This window comes from Micrococcoides hystricis (genome assembly GCF_042434215.1).
GTDB classification, from domain to species: Bacteria; Actinomycetota; Actinomycetes; order Actinomycetales; family Micrococcaceae; genus Micrococcoides; species Micrococcoides hystricis.
This window is the reverse complement of sequence record NZ_JBHLUB010000032.1, coordinates 116,673-133,714: the sequence shown is the minus strand read 5'-3', so window position 1 is coordinate 133,714 and position 17,042 is coordinate 116,673. Positions and strand designations below refer to the sequence as shown.

Below are 17,042 nucleotides of genomic sequence, written 5' to 3'. Positions count from 1 at the left end.
GTCGGCACCACGAATCACTGCCGTTAGCCCCTCAAGAGCCCACCGAAAACGGTGGGCAGGGGCTGACGCGGAAAGAGGATCAATGAGCAAGGCAGCAGTAGTTGAGCCAAAGGTCTCAACTCGCCCTGAGGACGAGCGCCTCCCTGTCGGCAAGGCCGCAGCGTTCGGTCTCCAGCACGTTCTAACCATGTACGGCGGCATCATCGCCGTCCCTATCATCATCGGTAACGCAGCCGGCCTGGCACCTGAGCAGACTGCTCTGCTGGTGACCTCCGGTCTGTTCATCGGTGGTCTGGCCACCATCCTGCAGTCCTGGGGCGCACCGTTCCTGGGCGCTAAGCTTCCACTCGTTCAGGGTGTGTCCTTCGCCGGCGTAGCCACCATGTTGGCTATCCTCAACGGCGGCGGGGACCTGTCCACCGTCTTCGGCGCTGTCATTGGCGCATCGATCTTGGGCTTCTTGGCCGCACCGTTCTTCGCGAAGGTCATTCGCTTCTTCCCACCTGTGGTCACCGGTACCATCATCACCTGTATCGGTCTGTCCCTCATCCCAGTGGCTGGCCGCTGGATCATGGGCCCACCGGCCGGTGAAGAAGGCCACGGCTCCCTCACCAACATCCTGTTGGCACTGGGCACCCTGGTCCTGATCATGGCCCTGAGCAAGGTTGGCTCCGCCGCGATCTCCCGCCTGTCCATCCTGCTGGGTATCGTCGTCGGCACCGTCGTCGCCGCCTTCATGGGCATGGTCACCATGCCGAACTTGGCTGACACCGCACCAGTTGCGATCCCAACCCCATTCGCCTTCGGCATGCCGACCTTCGACATCGCCGCCATCCTGTCCATGACCATCGTTGTGCTGGACATCATGACGGAAACCACCGCTGACATCATTGCTGTTGGCGAAATCATCGACACCCCAGTCGACTCCCGCCGTATTGCTGACGGTCTGCGCGCCGACATGCTCTCCTCCGCACTGGCTCCGGTGTTCAACTCCTTCACCCAGTCCGCTTTCGCGCAGAACGTTGGTCTGGTTGCGATCTCCGGCATCAAGTCCCGCTTTGTGGTCACCGCCGGTGGCGTGATCATGCTGGTTCTGGGTCTGCTGCCAGGCCTGGGCGCCATCGTTGCGGCCATCCCATCCCCAGTTCTGGGTGGTGCAGGTATCGTCCTGTTCGGTACGGTTGCCGCTTCCGGTATCCGCTCCTTGGCCAAGGTGAAGTTCGAAGGCAACATGAACCTAGTGATCGTTGCGGTCTCCGTCGGCTTCGGTATGCTGCCAGTGGTCATCCCGGCCGTGTACGACAACTTCCCAGCCTGGTTCGGCACCATCTTCGAATCCGGTATTTCCTCCGCAGCCATCATGGCCGTGATCTTGAACATCGTCTTCAACGAGATCAAGGTTGGCAACACCGAGAACCAGTCCGTGTTCGCGGCACGTCCGATCCGCTTCCTCTCCCCTGACAACCTGCACGCCCTGGAAGAAGGCGACACCTTCGTCGACGGCAAGCTGGTTGATAAGGAAGGTAACGAAATTCCAATCGTTCCAGCTTCCAAGGTTGACGAAGTTCGCCAGAAGATCGACGCCGGTGAGATCACCGATACCTCCCAGATTGTGATGATCTGTAAGGTTGACGATCCGGATGGCTGCGTCACGATGGACGAATACGAGGCTCAACAGGAAGCCCGCGAGGCCAAGACTGACGAGCAAGACCCAAAAGCGTAAGGCAGAACCTCTAAACCTAGAGGGTTCGTAAGTACCTAAACGCCGTACCCGGTGGGGATCACAGTTTCGACTGTGGTCCCCACCGGGTGTTTAACGGGTTCTTTTGATCTCCCATGTGATCTTTTGCAGGTACAGGCTAGAACGGCGGCGGGTTCGCGGCATCGAGTTCTGTGCGGTACTGCCGCCAGGCTTTTTCATCCAGTGGCAGTGGTGGTTGGGAGTAGTGCTTGTTACCGGTGTCCGGGTCGGTGAAACAGAGTGCGCCGTCGCCGCGCTCGGGTGCCGGGATGACGCTCCACCAGTCGGCACTCTTGCCACCGTGGTGGGTGCGGCAGAGCCGGATCGTGTTTTCATACCCGGTGCGACCCCCGGAAGAGAACTCATCAACATGGTCCAGCTCGCAGTCCAAGGCAGGTTGCTGGCAGCCTGGGTAGCGGCAGGTTTGATCCCTGACGGTCACCAGCTCGGTCACTTGGACACTGGCCCGGTGGACGCGTTTGCCGGTGCCGAGCGGGTAGCCGGTGGCCGGGTCGGTCAACAGCAGGCTCACCATGGCGGCCTGTGCCGTGAGTTGGGCCGAGGCTGCTGTGTCCAGTTGTTGACCGGACCCGATGGCGTGGGCGCGGGCGCCCGATTCAAGCAGGCCCTCGGGGTAGTTCCGGGTTCGTTGGGCGACGGGTGTGGTGTAGTGGATCCTGTTTCGCTCGGCTTGGCTGTAGAGCTGCGGGTAATGCTGTTTCAGGTAGCCCATGCGTTCAGTGTTGAGGTAGCCGCCAAGGTTGATCCACTCGGCCAAGGTGACCGAGAGAAACAGTTTGGGTTGGATCGGGGCGATGGTTTGCCTGTGTCGTGCAGAACCCGCTTGGGCTGTGTGTGGGCTTGCCGAAGAGACCGGTGGTTCCGGTCCTGCAGGATGGGCGATTCCGTTCCGATCGGCGGAGGCTGCGTCGGAACTCCCGGCGTCGGCGAGTCCACGAGCGGCCAAGAGCAGATCGACGGCGACATCGGCGAAGAGCTGCTGCCCGGTACGGTTCTTGGCCAGGCCTTCGGCGCGGTGCCGGTCCGCAATCGCTTTGAGCGTGCGGACGATGAGTATGACGTCGGCTGCCGGCAGGTAGGCCTCGAGGTGGGCCATCCCATCTGGGGCCGGACGGGTACGCACATAGCGCTTCTGGACAGCTTTGGCGTGCCGGATGTGAGCGGGTTCCGGGTGGTGTTCGTCCCGGAGCTGGTTTGCTTTGGTCTTGTAGTCGCCCTCGGAGGTTGTAGCCTCGGCCAGATCGGCAAGGCCCTCACCGAGTTTGCGTTTAGCTTCTTGCGCCTTCTGCCGGGCGTCCTCGTAGGCCCCAGGGTCCCACGGTTCTCCGTTGTGCTGCTTCTTAGGACTGGGTTCAGGGATGGAGTTGAGTTTGCTGGCGGCCAATTCGGCTGCGGTCACGCTGATCTGGCCGGTACGAAGTTGGTGCAGGATTTGCTGGCCGAAGTGGTGCAGATTGACCGCCAGCAGGAGCAGGTGCCTAGCCCGCTGCGGTTCGATGCGATGGGCGTGCGCGTATTCGACGCTGGCCCGGCGTAAGATCTTGCCCTCGTCGATGCGCACGAAAAACTCGGCACTGAGTTCTGCCGCGGTGAGTGTGGGACGGTCCTGCTGCGCGAAGGTCAGCAGGGCGAAGAAGCTCTCCTCGAAGTGGGCAGCGGCGAGGTAGCGGCGTAGCAGCTCGTTGTGCTCGTTCTTCCACCTTGGGGTCTGGGGTTGTTGGCCCCGGGCGGCGATGACCGCGGTGAGCGAATCGCGCAACTGGTCATCTAGGTGTGGATGAGTGTGATGGCCGTTGTGCGGTTGTGCCGTCGTCATCGCCGCCTCCTTCCTCTTCAGCACCCGCCAAGCTGCGGATGGGTGAGAGCAAAGGGAACAGCTCGGCGAGGTGTCCACCACGCTAACGAAGCAGACACGGGCCCAATCAGGGCTCGCGCACGTGAATGTGGAAAGTGAACGACACCGAGTGGTCGTGTGGAGAAAAAGAGACTTTAAGCTTTTCTCGGGCTACTTACTTGAGTTTGTATTCCCAACCGCCTTCGACGACACCCCGTGAACCGTAGTTCAGCATGGTGGTATCCTTTGGCACATCCAGCACGATCATGCCGGAGAGCTGGTCGCCGGCCTCGAGCCGATCCGGCAGCATGTCCTTTTCACGCAGGCAGTTCCGCGATGAGGGGGTGACGATGCTGGGGCTGAAGGTCTCTCCTGAGGCGTTGAGTGCAGTCCAGGCCCACGGGGTCACGTATTTGCTGCCTGCGGAGTCGTTGATGGCTTTGTACACCTTGAAGTCGCCGTGGATGGCCACGAGTTTGCCGTGGCGCGGTTTTGAGTCGGTGTACACGCAGGTTGGATTCGACTTGATCTGATTGATGCGGAAGACCAACAGCAGGGTGTCCTCAGTGCCGGTCTTAACGACGGCCCCCAAGTCGCCCACATTGCGTGGCAACGCGCCACGAGAGTTCGGGGTTGTTTGCTTGTAGTTCCGGCGGACTTCGGAAACTTTGGTCGGAAGCGGCGACGGCTTCGGCATCGGGTACGCCTTGGGCTTAGGCTTCTTTGACTTACTCGGCTTCGGCGTAGGGGTAGGAGTCGGAGTTGGCGTCGGTGTAGGGGTCGGCGTCGGGGTTTCCGAGACGCTGGGTGAAGGAGTGTCCGAAGGCGATGGCGGCGCGGGCTGCCCGACGGGGGTGCTCGGTCCCGGATTAGTCGGCGGGGCTGGCTGCGGCTGGACAGGCTGTGGCGGCGCGAAGCAACCGGTGAGTGCCAGCAGGGTCGCTGCTGACAGTGCGATGACGCGGAAGGACTTCATGTCCGCTTCTCCTTCGTGCTGATGGTGCTCACGTGAGCGTGTGAGCGTTGAGAACCCCTTGTAACAGGATCTTAGACTTCATTGCCGCGTGCAGGCAGCTGTCATCACGATCATGACGTTACTTCGGGAGGGTGTATTCCCAGCCGTTGTTGTCGATCTCTTGGCGTCCGAAGACGATGAAGCCGGGATCCTCGGTCACATCGAGGACGACTTTTCCAGAGGCCTTGCGAGCGGGGCCAATGTTTTCCGGCAACGTCTCTGCATCCGGCAGGCAGGTGAGTGCTGTCTCGGTGAAGACCGAGCCGTTGAACATGGTTCCGTCTTCTTGGAGGAACTCCCAGTCATAGGGCGAGAGCTCGGTCCACCCTGCATCGGCCATCGCCTTTGTGGTTTGGAAGTCCATGTGCACGGCGACGAAGCGCCCGTTTTCGGGCTTGTTGCTACTGGATTGGCAGGTGACATCGGTGTCGATGTCGGAGACCCGGAATGACATGAAGACGACCCCGTTTTCCTCACCCTTTGCGCCGGGTTGTCCGATTTTCTTGGGCAGGGTGCCGCGTTCCGAGTAAGTGGGCGGCTCGGAGCCTAGGATGGCATCGACTTCATCTTTGGTGGTCGGCAGCGGTGAAGGTTTCGCCGTCGGCGAGGCCGTGGCGGACGGGCTCGGTGAGGATTCTTCCTCTGTCGGAGTCTCAGTCGTTGGACTCTCGGTGTCTATGCTCTCGACAGGGCTTTGGTTCTCGGCGGACGCGGCGGTTGTTTCGTCGTCGACGTCTGGGGAAGCACAGCCGGCCAGCAAGAGGGCGCCGGCGGTCAGGGCGATGATGGGCTTGATGAGTTTCACGTGGCCTCATGCGGGAAGTGTGTTGGTGCGATGGCCACATCGTACTAGGTATTGGTGTCGGGCATGAGAAAAGGTCCGATCCCGCGGGTGGCGGAACCGGACCTTTGCTATGAATGCTTTGGATCTAAGCCTGTTGTTTACTGGCAGGTCTTCAATACGGAACGAAGGCCTGGAACCATGCACACCAGTGGCTGTGACTGGCCGGCAATCAGGTCTGGATCTGCATCCTTGATTGGCCAGTAGAAGTCAATTGAATGGTCGTTGGTGTGAGTCTCTTTGTTCGTCATGGTGTCCTCTCAGTTACGGCTCGCGGGTTCTCTTCCCGCCCCCTTCGCTAAGTCTCAATCTTCAGTTTCCGCGATGTGGAAACATCTTTTTACTTGATGAAATAATTATACGCGGGGGTCAGCCTAGGCTGTCAAGGGTTTTGGGAAACTTTTCTACAGGAAACGAAAATGAGTGATTCACAATAACTGCAGAACTGAGTTTCACTACAGTACTCCCCCGGCGGGCTGCCGTAAAGGGGTTGAGTCCGGAAAAATTGTAGAGATGGCACGCAAAAGGCGCCGGGACATCTCACTGCGGAGCGCCTCGGCGCCTTGTCATCCGACGAGCAGATTACGCACTACTTCTTGGCAGGGCTAGGTGAACCTCTTAGGGTTGCCTCGCCAACAACAGCAGCTTAGGCGTTGCCGGCTGCGGCCAGATCGGCGGAAATACCGCGCGCTGCTTCAAGGAGCAGTGGCACAGCGCGCTGCGCGAAGTCCTCGTCCACACGGGAGGTGGGGCCGGAAACGGAGATCGCCATTTCGGTTGGCGCGTCCGGGATGGCCACCGCGAAGCAGCGCACGCCCAGCTCCTGCTCTTCTTCGTCGATGGAGTAGCCGCGCTGGCGAATATCTTCTAGGTCTTCAACCAGGCTTTCGTAGGTGCCGAGCGACTTCGGGGTCGGCGTCGGCATGCCGGCACTGGTCACGATGGATTCAACCTGCTCGTTCGGCAGCGTGGCCAGCATGGCTTTACCCACACCGGTGTCGTGGGTGTGCGCGCGGCGGCCGACTTCAGTGAACATGCGCATGGAGTGCGGCGATGGAACCTGGGCGATGTAGACGACCATGTCCACATCGAGCACCGCGACGTTGGCGGTTTCACCCAGCTCGGAGACCAAGTGGCGCAGGTACGGCATCGTGACGGAGCCGAGCTGGCGGGAAGCGACCTCGCCCAGGCGAATCAGGCCCGGACCGAGCGAGTAGCGACGGTTCGGCAGCTGGCGCACGTAGCCCAGCATCGACAAAGTACGTAACAGTCGGTGAATGGTTGGAAGTGGCAGCGGAGTCTGCTCCGAGAGCTCGCTGAGGGTCGTTTGGCCGCCAGAATCTGCGATGTGCTGCAGCAGATCGAAGGCGCGCTCCACTGATTGCACGCCGCCGGACTTAGTGACCGGTCCCTTGGTTGCGCTCATGGATCATCAACATCCTTGGTGTGGGTAAGAGGTTCTGGTTCCTAAGAGTAACCCAAAAACGGAGGACTTTTCCGCCTTTCGGAAAAGTTTGGCCGTTTTAACTAGCTTTTTCCACATCGTAGATACTATTATTCGAAGTACGGAAACTTTCACGTGGTTCATGTCACGAGGCAAAACGGCTTGGACCATGCCACTTACTACTTCTTCAGGAGGATGCTTTGGTAGCTCCAAGCCCCGGATATTCCATTACGATTCGCGTTCAGGCCCCGGCGACCTTTACTGCTACCAGTGACCTGGCTGCAGCTGTCGCACAGACCGGCGCTCAGGTGACCGCACTGGACGTGGTGAACTCTTCCCACGATCACATGGTCATCGATGTCTCCGCCAACGCCGCGAACACCGATCACTTGGATGAAATCAAAGCAGCACTGGAGAAACTGGACGATGTTGAAGTCCAGAAGGTCTCCGACCGCACCTTCCTGATGCACTTGGGCGGCAAGATCTCCATCGAGCCAAAGGTCCCACTGCGCAACCGTGACGACCTCTCCCGCGCCTACACCCCAGGTGTGGCCCGTGTTTGCCAGGCGATCGCCGAGAACAAAGATGATGCTCGCCGCCTGACTGTCAAGCGTAACACCGTGGCCGTGGTCACCGATGGTTCCGCCGTGCTGGGCTTGGGCAACATCGGCCCAGAAGCCGCCCTGCCGGTCATGGAAGGTAAGGCCGCCCTGTTCAAACAGTTCGCCGATGTGGATGCTTGGCCGGTCTGCCTGGACACCCAGGACACCGAAGAGATCATCTCCATTGTTAAGGCACTGGCCCCGGTCTACGGTGGCGTGAACCTTGAAGATATCGCCGCGCCACGCTGCTTCGAGATCGAAGACCGCCTGCGCGAAGAGCTCGACATTCCAATTTTCCACGATGACCAGCACGGCACCGCCATCGTCACCGTTGCCGCACTGCAGAACGCACTGCGCGTGGTGAACAAGAACATCGAAGACGTCCGCATCGTCGTCTCCGGTGTGGGTGCGGCCGGCCACGCGATCATTCAGCTGCTGGTTGCTTCCGGCGCCAAGAACATCATCCCAGTTGCCCGTGGCGGCGCCCTGGTTCGCGGCGAGAAGTACGATGACCCGCACCGCGCATGGTTGGCCGAGAACACCAACCCAGAGGCCTTCTCCGGCTCCCTGAAGGAAGCCATGGTCGGCTCCGACGTCTTCATCGGCGTTTCCGCACCGAACGTGCTGGACGAGGCCGACATCGAGTCCATGAACGACGGTGCCATCGTCTTCGCTATGGCTAACCCGGTCCCTGAGGTGGATCCGATCGCTGCGGCCAAGCACGCCGCCGTCGTCGCCACCGGCCGCTCGGACTTCCCGAACCAGATCAACAACGTGTTGGCCTTCCCAGGGTTCTTCCGCGGCCTGCTGGATGCTTCCGCCTCCGACATCACCCAGGAAATGCTGCTGGCTGCCGCCGAGGCCATCGCCTCCCGCGTCTCCGAGGAGCAGCTGAACCCGGGCTTCATCATCCCATCCGTCTTTGACCCAACTGTTGCCGAGGCCGTAGCCACTGCCGTGGCGGACGTCGCGCAGCGCTAACACCAAACCGACCACCTCAAGACGACAAGGAGAAACACCATGTCCCTCCAGATCAAGGTAGATCTGAACAACCTGCCAGCCTCCGCAACCGCAAACGCCCCGGAGTACAAGGAAGCTGCCGGGCTGATCCTGACCGATGAGGCCTTGGCCTTCGTGGAGAAGCTGCACACCAACTTCGCTGCCCGCCGCAACGAGCTGCTGGCTGCCCGCGAGGAAACCCGCAAGAAGGATGCCGCTGCCGGCACCATCGACTTCCTGCCCGAGACCGCCGATGTGCGCGCCGGTGACTGGAAGGTTGCCGAGGCTCCGGAGAAACTGCGCGACCGCCGCGTGGAGATCACCGGTCCGGCCACCCCAGCCAAGATGGCCATCAACGCGCTGAACTCCGGCGCGAAGGTCTGGCTGGCTGACCTGGAAGATGCTGCTGCCCCGAACTGGGCCAACCAGATCACCGCGCAGGCCAACCTGTACAACGCGGCCCGCAAGAACCTGTCCTTCCACGATCCGAACAATGGCAAGGACTACGAACTGCGTGAAGACGCTCCGCTGGCCACCGTTGTGGTTCGCCCACGTGGCTGGCACCTGCCAGAGAAGCACATCACCGTCAACGGTGAAGACGGCGTCGGTGCGTTCCTGGACTTTGGTCTGCACTTCTTCCACAACGCCGCTCACCTGCATGAAAACGGTGACGGCCCGTTCTACTACCTGCCGAAGATGGAGCACTACCTGGAGGCTCGCCTCTGGGACGACGTGTTCACCTTCGCCGAGAAGGAACTGGGTCTGCCGCACGGCATCGTGCGCGCCACCGTCCTGATTGAGACCATCCCGGCCGCGTTCCAGATGGACGAAATCCTCTACGAACTGCGCGACCACGCCGCTGGCTTGAACGCCGGCCGCTGGGACTACCTGTTCTCCATTATCAAGCACTTCCGTGACGCTGGCGGCGACTTCGCCCTGCCGGACCGCGCCGATGTCTCCATGACTGCTCCGTTCATGCGCGCCTACACCGAACTGCTGGTGCAGACCTGTCACAAGCGTGGCGCTTTCGCCATGGGTGGCATGGCCGCGTTCATCCCGAACCGCCGCGAACCAGAAATCACCAAGAACGCCTTCGAGAAGGTGCGCGCGGATAAGACCCGCGAGGCCAACGACGGCTTTGACGGTTCCTGGGTGGCCCACCCGGATCTGGTGGAGATCTGCCAGGAAGTCTTCGACTCCGTCCTCGGGGACAAGCCAAACCAGCTGGACAAGCAGCGCCCGGACGTCAACGTCACCGCGGCAGACCTGCTGAACGTCTCCTCCGCTGAAGGCTCCGTCACCGATGAGGGTCTGCGCCTGAACCTGTACGTGGCAGTGGCCTACATGGCCGTGTGGCTCTCCGGTAACGGCGCGGTCGCCATCCACAACCTGATGGAAGATGCTGCCACCGCGGAGATCTCCCGCTCCCAAGTGTGGCAGCAGGTCCACTCCGGTGCCACCACTGCCGAGGGCACCAAGATCACCGCCGAGCACGTGCAGAAGGTGCTGGCCGAAGAGGTCGAGCGCCTGCGCGGCGAAGTTAACGACGCCGAGCGCTTCGAGAAGTACTACGAGCCTGCCGCCAAGATCGTGTCCACCATGATCACCGGCGAGGACAAGGACTTCCACACCTTCCTGACCCTGCCGGCCTACGACATCGTGGTTGCTCGCGAGCTGGGCGATGCTTAATGCGTACGCTCAATGAGAACCTGCTGGCCAAGTACGATCAAGCCCTCGCAGAAACCGATGACCTGCTGGCCACCTACTACCCGGGCGATCGTCCGGTCCGCCAGCCGATCCACACCCTTTATGTGCCAGCCGACCGGTACACCCCGGACCTGCCGTACCAGTACGGTCAGCAGGCCCTGGAACTGGTGGAGAAGCACGGCGGGATGCGCCGACTGGCCGATGACGTGTTGGGCTCCAGCCTGAACGCCGAGCTGCGCCAGCAGGTGGCCGACGCCGTCGTCACCAAGCTGAACATCGAACCGATCGAAGACCTGCGTTTGGACTTCGAAGACGGTTTTGGGCACCGCTCCGACGCCGAGGAAGACGAGTGGGCTGAGAAGGCCGGCCGCGCCATCGCCCAGACCTGGTTGACCGGCGCGCAGGAGTCCCCGAAGGTCTCCCCGACCCCGTTTGCTGGGATCCGGTTCAAGTGCTTTGAGCAGGACACCCGCCGTCGGGCGCTGGCGACCTTGGATCTGTTCCTGTACGGGCTGCTGGATGAGTACAAGAAGGCTACCGGCCGCTACCAGATCCCACAGGAGCTGGTGCTGACCCTGCCGAAGGTCACCACGGTGGCTCAGGTTGAGGTCATGGTGGCCGCTGCCAAGGAGATCGAGCAGGCCTACGGGTTGGACGAAGGCACCATCAAGTTCGAGGTGCAGGTGGAGACCCCACAGGTCATCATCGCCCAGGACGGCACCTTCGAGGTCTCCCACGTAATCAAGGCCGGCGAAGGCCGTGTCACCTCCCTGCACTACGGCACGTACGATTACTCCGCCTCCCTCGGAGTGGCAGCGGCCTACCAGTCCATGGAGCACAACGTGGCGGACTTTGCCAAGGACGTCATGCAGGTCGCCATCGCCGGCACCGGCGTGCACATCTCCGATGGCTCCACCAACATCCTGCCGATCGGCGACGAAGAGCAGGTCCGGGCCGCGTGGGCGTTGCACGCCCGCCTGGTGACCCGCCACTTGGAGCGGGGCATCTACCAGGGCTGGGATCTGCACTACGCGCAGCTGCCAACCCGGTTCTTGGCCACCTTCGCGTTCTACCGCAAGGGCTTTGCCGCTGCCGCCACCCGTTTGGATAACTACGTCCACCAGAAGGACAGCGCGATCATGGACGAGCCGGCTACCGCAAAGTCGTTGGCCGCCTACCTGCAGCGGGCCCTGAGCTGTGGCGCCGTCACGGGCGAAGAAATCGAAGCAAACGCCGGGGTCAGCCTGGACCAGCTCGCACACTTGGCACGCACCGGCTACATGCCCAAAGTGAACGCCTAACTAACACTTCCAATCTCAATCCCTAGGAGGATTACATGACTATCACGTCAAAGAATCCTGCTCCGGACTACTTCAGCGGCGTGGGTGGACACCCACCACAGACCGATCTGTTGACCGACCGAGCAATCGTCACCGAAGCGTATACCGTCATCCCGAAGGGTGTGCTGCGGGATATCGTCACCTCGGTGCTGCCCGAGTGGAGCAACACCCGCCTGTGGATCCTGAACTCCCCAGTGCCGGGCGGCGCCCAGACCTTCGCCCAGTACCTGGTCGAGGTCGGCCCCGGCGGCAAGGCCGACAAGCCAGAGCCGCAGCCGGAAGTCCAGAGCTTCCTGTTCATCACCCAGGGCACCGCGAAGGTGACCATCGACGGTGAAGCGCACGAGCTGGGCGAGGGCGGCTTCGCCTACGCCCCGGCCGGGACCGACTGGTCCTTCGAGAACATCGGTGAAGGCAACGTGCTGTTCCACTGGATCCGCAAGCGCTACCAGCCGCTGGCCGGTCACACCCCGAAGGTCGTCGTCGGCTACGAGCAGGACCTTGAGCCGGGCGCCATGCCGGACACCGACAACAAGTGGCGCACCACCCGCATGCTGGATCCGGAGGATCTGGCGTACGACATGCACGTGAACATCGTGACGTTCGAACCGGGTGCCTCCATCCCGTTCGCCGAGACCCACGTAATGGAACACGGCCTGTTTGTCCTCGAGGGCAAGGCCGTTTACCGCCTCAACGACGACTGGGTCGAAGTTGAGGCCGGCGACTACATGAGCTTGCGCGCGTTCTGCCCGCAGGCCTGCTACGCCGGTGGCCCGTCCAACTTCCGCTACCTGCTGTACAAGGACGTCAACCGTCAGATCACCCTCTAAGCGGTACACGCTTAGCCAACGGGTAGGAACCTATCGGTTCCGTTGAAAACTAAGCCCGGGATGCGCGCTCTTCCATCCTCCACACTGTCGCGCGTCCCGGGTTTTTTCATGCCCAAAAACGGCTGTGGGCCACCTACGCTGGGTGAGCTGTTGGCCGGCACCGTCGTCGCCCGGCGTCATGAATGCGTAACAAACACCGGCGAAAAGCCCAATAACTGACCGATCGTTCACTATTTTGGCGTTGGCGGTGACCAATGCGTAGGACGCTCTTCCATCGTGATGTATCTCTCCCTACGATGAAAGAAGACCGTATTGAATTTTGAATCGATCTTGGGAGGATCATCATGGCCGAACTCAAAGTAGAGCATGTCAGCCCTCGCCCACCGCAGGAGGTTTTCGCCGCCTGGACCACGCCAGAACTTTTCACCACGTGGTTTGGACCGCAGGGGTGGCACGTGCCGTTGGAGACCATCTCGATCGACACCCGGGTGGGCGAGGTGAACTCGTTCGTCCTCGTGCAGAAGGACAACCCCACCATTACCTCGCAGGTCTCCTCGACGCTGGATGCCATTGAAGAGGGCCGCTTGCTGGAGTGGTCGGAGGAGTCCCCGTTTGAAACCGGTCCGGTGCACCTGCGGGTTGAGCTAGCCGAGCACGGGGATAACGAGACCAAGATGACTATCACCCAGCAGCCGTTGCCGGAGGAGTACGTGGAGAACTCGACTCAGGGCTGGGAATACTCGTTGGCCAAGCTTGATGGGATGTTGTTGGGCAAGGTCCTCTCCAACCCGATTGAGACCAAGAAGGCTGAAGACGAGCGGAACAACCAATAGGCTAACCCTCACCGGTTACAAAGACACGGTCGGTTCACCGTGTAATTCGGCGGGTTGGGTGCTCCTGAATCTTCCCGCCGGCGCTAACCGCGATCACTCAAGCATGGTGTGGGTGATCGCGGTTTTTGTGTGCTCGCCTTGGCCGGTTACAGGCCGAAGATGCGGGCCCGGCGCAACGCTTGGTCGCGGTTACTGGCGTCGAGTTTGCGGTAGAGGGACCTGATTTGGGCTTTGACCGTATTCTCAGAGCGGAAGGTTTTGGCCGCGATCTCGGTGCGGCTTAGGCCTTGTCGCAGCAGGTCCAGCACGGCTTGTTCGCGTGGGGTCAGCTGGGGTGCTTCTTCCAGTGTCGCGGACCACTGCTCACCGATCTGGGTGAGCAGGCTCGATTCGGCCTCGGACAGACCTAGATGCTTATAGACCTCTCGGCTGCCGGGGAACTGACTCACCAGCAGGGCCTCCAAGAGGGAGTCCGAGCCGATACCCAAGTGTCGGTATTGGGCCGCGAGTTCGGGCAATGGGATGTCGTCGTCGGCACGCAGGTAGGCTTTGACGGCCTCCAGCATCCGGTTCCACATGCCCAGCGGATGCTGCTGCGGCATCAGATGCAAGAGTCGGGCGGCAGCGTCCGGGTGGTTGATCTGCAGCGCGAACAAGATGGTTGTGAGGGTTGGTCTGCTCTCGAGCTCCCCGGTGAGCCCCTGATCGAACCGGGCCATCTCCACCGTGTTGCTGAGGAACAGTTCGCCCAGCGGGCTGAACTGATACTCGCTCTGCTCAAGGGCCTGCCGGGCGGTGGTCACCGAATTTGGGGCTATGTAGTAGAACATTTCGACCGCTGAGGACAGATATAGTTCGATCTCCCAGAGCAGGTCTTGATGGTGGCTTTTCAGCTCACGCAGTGTCTCGGAGAGCCCTGAATAGTTCAACTGCTGCAGCTGCCACAACCCTTTGGCAAGGCTGCCGCAGCGGCGAATGAGCGCCGCACCCCACGGCGCTGCGTAGGCGTGCTCGAAGCACCTCTTGTACCAAGACACCCCGTCGGTAAAGCGCCCGTCAAGCATGAGCAGCAATGCAAGCTTGCCGGCCGCGTCGGCCGCGATGAAGTGGTTCTCTTCGCTCTTGGCCGCGTTGTAGCTGTCCGTGAAAGCTAGCTCCGCGCCGGGTAGGTCCAGTCCTTTGAGCAGGCTGAGGCCGACGTGCAGGTCGAGGAAGACCACCATGAGCGGGTTGAGCCGCTCATGATCATTGCTGATAGTTGTCAGATCGCGGAGTCGCTAAGCCTGAACGACGGCTTCAGCGTAGTAGCGCGAGAACCGCAGGTACGTCAGTAGCAACAGATTCATGGTCAGGGTCTGAGCGGTGGCCGGCTCTGGGCTGCGGGAGACGAGATATCGGAGCCTGCGCACGGTCGGGTTCTCATCGTGCGGCATCGGATTGACCCGCCAAGCCTCCGGGTTACCGTCTAGGGCCCCGGTGAGGATCCGCAGGGAGAGGTTTCCGTCGCCGAAACGCTGAACCAATTTCTCTGGAAACGGCCCGTCCACGCCCAGCAGCGCTTCGGGTTCTTTGGTGTAAAGCTCGACCCAGTACTCATCCAAGAATTGTCCGACCGCGTCCCAGTCCCCTTGCCGAGCACCGTATTCGAGGGCAGTACCGACATCTTTAGTACGGGCAATGGCACGCAGCAGAAAGGCGATCAGCTCGCTTTCATCGCCCCCGCTGTCCCAGAAGTGCTGCTTCAGTGCCTGACGGATCGCGATCGGCATCACCCACGAGCTGCCGTTGTGGACCAGCAGCCCGGACTTGCTCAGAGAATCGAGCGTCGGCGGGTTCAGAACTAAGGATGAGTAGTAGACCTTGAGCAGGTTCTCGCTGTAGTCAGTCAGGAACGCGGCCAGCCGGTCATCACGCAACGTACCGGTATATGTATCGGCGTTGTGCAGCGCCCACGTCATCACATCGAGCACGCCGGCGGTGTCGACGCCGTAGCGGTGCGCGGCAAAGAGTCCGGAGAGCCAGCCGCCGACGTTATTCCAGGCCTCGGAGAATGTTGTCTGCGCTGTCGATTGCCTCAACGAGGCGTAAAACTGCTCAGCTTCCTGCTGTTCCAGGAGCAGGTCCGGTAATTCTGCGGTGACACGGTTGGCGCTGCTGCGCCACTGCGATAGTTTCGTGGTCGCGTCAGCGATCACACAGACGCCACGGTTAGCATCGCCGGCAAGGTAGGCTTCGACGGCCTCGATGTTTGGCTCATCGTGAGGACCCAAACTGGACAGGTCAAGAACGTAGCCGTCGGGAAAATCGCTCAACCATGATGCGCCGAACAGCTCTCTACCAACTCCTGGCGGCACATTGATCAGCAACAATCGTTGCGCCTGAGCCCGGCTCGCATGGAAGCGAGCTAGGGCAGGATGCCGCCCCCAACGGTCAATAAGCGGTCGTAGGCCCTGAGATTCGCGTCGACCTTGCCACAGGCCACCCAGCATTTCATCGCGGATGAACCCACCCTCTTATGTCTTGGCCGTACTGACAGAACGGCGTTGGTCTGTCACATCTAGCTTATAAGCTTTTCTTCCGGGTTAAGTCAGGGGTAAAATCATCGGTTATCGATCTGAAAGTGACACAGGATAACGCAGTTGTCCTGCAAAATAGAGGAACTAAGGGCCGATGAGCCTGTTCCATCCGCTGGTAGACGCACATAGGGGGAGCGCCTACCAGCAATCAAGGATGGTAGTGCTCATCGGCCCTCTACCTTTAACCGCATCGGTACTTTTCTTCTCTTGCGATAGGCATCACGTCCAGGTCCCGCAAGTCACGCTGACGCTTAACTCCGTTGCCGCAACCGGCCGTTCGCCCGGGATCCAGCACCGCGCTAGACTTTTTCACATCGTGAAAGTTATTTTTCATTTACGGCTTGACGGTGGCAACTATCACACCGTAGACTTTTCACAGATCAAGAAAAGATTTCCACACAGTGAAAAGCGAAGACCTAGGAGGTCCCGTGACTCAGTCCCTGACTTCGGATGCGTTCCGCAAGCGTTACACGCTGAACTGCTCCATCCTGCTTTCCGAACTTCCCCTGCTCGAGCGCCCAGCCGCTGCGAAGGAATTGGGTTTCGACAACGTCGAGTTCTGGTGGCCATTCGCTGAGTCGGTCCCAGCCGACAAGGATGTTGACGCTTTCGTCAACGCCATCAAGGATGCCGGCGTGCAGCTGACCGGCCTGAACTTCCAGGCTGGCGACATGCCAGGTGGCGACCGCGGTCTGGTTTCTTGGAAGGGCCGCTGCTCCGAATTCAAGGAAAACGCTGAAGTTGTGGCCGCCATTGGTGAAGCCACCGGTTGCAAGGGCTTCAACGCGCTGTACGGCAACCGTCAGCCAGAGCACACCCCAGAGGCTCAGGACGAGCTGGCCATCAAGAACCTGGTTGCAGCCGCTAACTCCGTCGCCCGCGTTGGTGGCACCGTGCTGCTGGAGCCAGTCTCCGGCACCGAAGCCTACCCGCTGAAGACCGCTGCCGACGCTCTGGCTGTCATCGCCAAGGTCAAGGAAGCTGGCGCCAACAACATCGGCCTGCTGGCTGACTTCTACCACTTGGCTGTCAACGGTGACGACGTGGATGCCGTCATCGAGAACCACGCCGCCGAGTTCGCGCACATCCAGATTGCTGACGCCCCAGGCCGCAGCTACCCAGGTACCGGCGAGCTGCCGCTGGAGAAATGGCTGAACCGCGCCACCGAGCTGGGCTACAACGGTGTGATCGGTCTGGAGTACAAGACTCCGAAGGACGAAGCATTTGGCTGGCTCAACGCGGCCAACGTCTCCGCCTAA

14 protein-coding genes are annotated in these 17,042 nt (G+C 60.9%); 7 read left to right on the top strand and 7 right to left on the bottom strand.

Annotation, left to right across the window (positions count from 1 at the left end; genetic code table 11):
- Nucleotides 1-82: 82 nt before the first annotated feature.
- Entirely contained in the window at nucleotides 83-1,723 is a 1,641-nt protein-coding gene (locus tag ACFFFR_RS10920; protein ID WP_377460393.1) for a nucleobase:cation symporter-2 family protein, read from the top strand.
- A gap of 136 nt (nucleotides 1,724-1,859) precedes the next feature.
- On the opposite strand, the gene ACFFFR_RS10915 is transcribed toward ACFFFR_RS10920, so the two are convergent.
- The 5 genes from ACFFFR_RS10915 to ACFFFR_RS10895 all read right to left on the bottom strand — a co-directional run bounded on the left by ACFFFR_RS10915 (nucleotide 1,860) and on the right by ACFFFR_RS10895 (nucleotide 6,878).
- Nucleotides 1,860-3,578 carry an HNH endonuclease signature motif containing protein gene (locus ACFFFR_RS10915; RefSeq protein ID WP_377460391.1) on the bottom strand — a complete coding sequence of 573 codons (1,719 nt, stop codon included), beginning with the start codon at nucleotides 3,576-3,578 and terminating at the stop codon, nucleotides 1,860-1,862.
- Between the two features lie 193 nt (nucleotides 3,579-3,771).
- Nucleotides 3,772-4,572 carry a hypothetical protein gene (locus tag ACFFFR_RS10910; RefSeq protein WP_377460390.1) on the bottom strand — a complete coding sequence of 267 codons (801 nt, stop codon included), beginning with the start codon at nucleotides 4,570-4,572 and terminating at the stop codon, nucleotides 3,772-3,774.
- Between the two features lie 118 nt (nucleotides 4,573-4,690).
- The gene (locus ACFFFR_RS10905) at nucleotides 4,691-5,416 is read right to left on the bottom strand and encodes a hypothetical protein (RefSeq protein WP_377460388.1); all 726 of its coding nucleotides are present in this window, start codon (nucleotides 5,414-5,416) and stop codon (nucleotides 4,691-4,693) included.
- Nucleotides 5,417-5,553: 137 nt separating this feature from the next.
- Entirely contained in the window at nucleotides 5,554-5,703 is a 150-nt protein-coding gene (locus ACFFFR_RS10900) for a hypothetical protein (protein WP_377460386.1), read from the bottom strand.
- 395 nt (nucleotides 5,704-6,098) lie between these two features.
- On the bottom strand, nucleotides 6,099-6,878 hold the full coding sequence (locus ACFFFR_RS10895) for an IclR family transcriptional regulator (protein ID WP_377460384.1): 780 nt from the start codon (nucleotides 6,876-6,878) through the stop codon (nucleotides 6,099-6,101).
- Nucleotides 6,879-7,096: 218 nt separating this feature from the next.
- Between ACFFFR_RS10895 and ACFFFR_RS10890 the strand changes: the two genes are divergently transcribed.
- From ACFFFR_RS10890 to ACFFFR_RS10870, 5 genes are all read left to right on the top strand, one after another.
- Nucleotides 7,097-8,479, top strand: a complete 1,383-nt coding sequence (locus tag ACFFFR_RS10890; protein ID WP_377460383.1) for an NAD-dependent malic enzyme — start codon at nucleotides 7,097-7,099, stop codon at nucleotides 8,477-8,479.
- A 39-nt stretch (nucleotides 8,480-8,518) separates the two neighbouring features.
- Nucleotides 8,519-10,186, top strand: coding sequence for a malate synthase A (gene aceB, locus ACFFFR_RS10885; protein ID WP_377460381.1), 1,668 nt, complete (start codon nucleotides 8,519-8,521; stop codon nucleotides 10,184-10,186).
- The gene (locus tag ACFFFR_RS10880) at nucleotides 10,186-11,505 is read left to right on the top strand and encodes a DUF6986 family protein (RefSeq protein ID WP_377460380.1); all 1,320 of its coding nucleotides are present in this window, start codon (nucleotides 10,186-10,188) and stop codon (nucleotides 11,503-11,505) included. Before aceB ends, ACFFFR_RS10880 begins: the two co-directional genes overlap by 1 nt.
- Nucleotides 11,506-11,540: 35 nt before the next feature.
- Nucleotides 11,541-12,374: a bifunctional allantoicase/(S)-ureidoglycine aminohydrolase gene (locus tag ACFFFR_RS10875; RefSeq protein ID WP_377460378.1), complete on the top strand. Its 834-nt coding sequence runs from the start codon at nucleotides 11,541-11,543 to the stop codon at nucleotides 12,372-12,374.
- Nucleotides 12,375-12,718: 344 nt separating this feature from the next.
- Complete coding sequence (locus tag ACFFFR_RS10870; protein WP_377460376.1) at nucleotides 12,719-13,207, top strand: SRPBCC family protein; 489 nt, start codon at nucleotides 12,719-12,721, stop codon at nucleotides 13,205-13,207.
- A 146-nt stretch (nucleotides 13,208-13,353) separates the two neighbouring features.
- Here ACFFFR_RS10870 and ACFFFR_RS10865 read toward each other — a convergent pair whose 3' ends face one another.
- Together ACFFFR_RS10865 and ACFFFR_RS10860 are read right to left on the bottom strand one after the other, a co-directional pair.
- A complete protein-coding gene (locus ACFFFR_RS10865) occupies nucleotides 13,354-14,430 on the bottom strand; it encodes a helix-turn-helix transcriptional regulator (RefSeq protein WP_377460374.1) in 1,077 nt (358 codons plus the stop codon).
- 54 nt (nucleotides 14,431-14,484) lie between these two features.
- Nucleotides 14,485-15,519, bottom strand: a complete 1,035-nt coding sequence (locus ACFFFR_RS10860) for a hypothetical protein (protein WP_377460373.1) — start codon at nucleotides 15,517-15,519, stop codon at nucleotides 14,485-14,487.
- 692 nt (nucleotides 15,520-16,211) lie between these two features.
- Between ACFFFR_RS10860 and ACFFFR_RS10855 the strand changes: the two genes are divergently transcribed.
- A complete protein-coding gene (locus ACFFFR_RS10855) occupies nucleotides 16,212-17,042 on the top strand; it encodes a hydroxypyruvate isomerase family protein (protein ID WP_377460371.1) in 831 nt (276 codons plus the stop codon).

Bases quoted from the DNA above. Each gene is read 5' to 3' on its own strand.
- ACFFFR_RS10900 (WP_377460386.1), bottom strand. From the start codon at position 5,703: ATGACGAACAAAGAGACTCACACCAACGACCATTCAATTGACTTCTAC.
- ACFFFR_RS10910 (WP_377460390.1), bottom strand. From the start codon at position 4,572: ATGAAGTCCTTCCGCGTCATCGCACTGTCAGCAGCGACCCTGCTGGCA.
- ACFFFR_RS10880 (WP_377460380.1), top strand. From the start codon at position 10,186: ATGCGTACGCTCAATGAGAACCTGCTGGCCAAGTACGATCAAGCCCTC.
- aceB (WP_377460381.1), top strand. From the start codon at position 8,519: ATGTCCCTCCAGATCAAGGTAGATCTGAACAACCTGCCAGCCTCCGCA.
- ACFFFR_RS10870 (WP_377460376.1), top strand. From the start codon at position 12,719: ATGGCCGAACTCAAAGTAGAGCATGTCAGCCCTCGCCCACCGCAGGAG.
- ACFFFR_RS10865 (WP_377460374.1), bottom strand. From the start codon at position 14,430: ATGGTGGTCTTCCTCGACCTGCACGTCGGCCTCAGCCTGCTCAAAGGA.
- ACFFFR_RS10920 (WP_377460393.1), top strand. From the start codon at position 83: ATGAGCAAGGCAGCAGTAGTTGAGCCAAAGGTCTCAACTCGCCCTGAG.
- ACFFFR_RS10915 (WP_377460391.1), bottom strand. From the start codon at position 3,578: ATGACGACGGCACAACCGCACAACGGCCATCACACTCATCCACACCTA.
- ACFFFR_RS10875 (WP_377460378.1), top strand. From the start codon at position 11,541: ATGACTATCACGTCAAAGAATCCTGCTCCGGACTACTTCAGCGGCGTG.
- ACFFFR_RS10895 (WP_377460384.1), bottom strand. From the start codon at position 6,878: ATGAGCGCAACCAAGGGACCGGTCACTAAGTCCGGCGGCGTGCAATCA.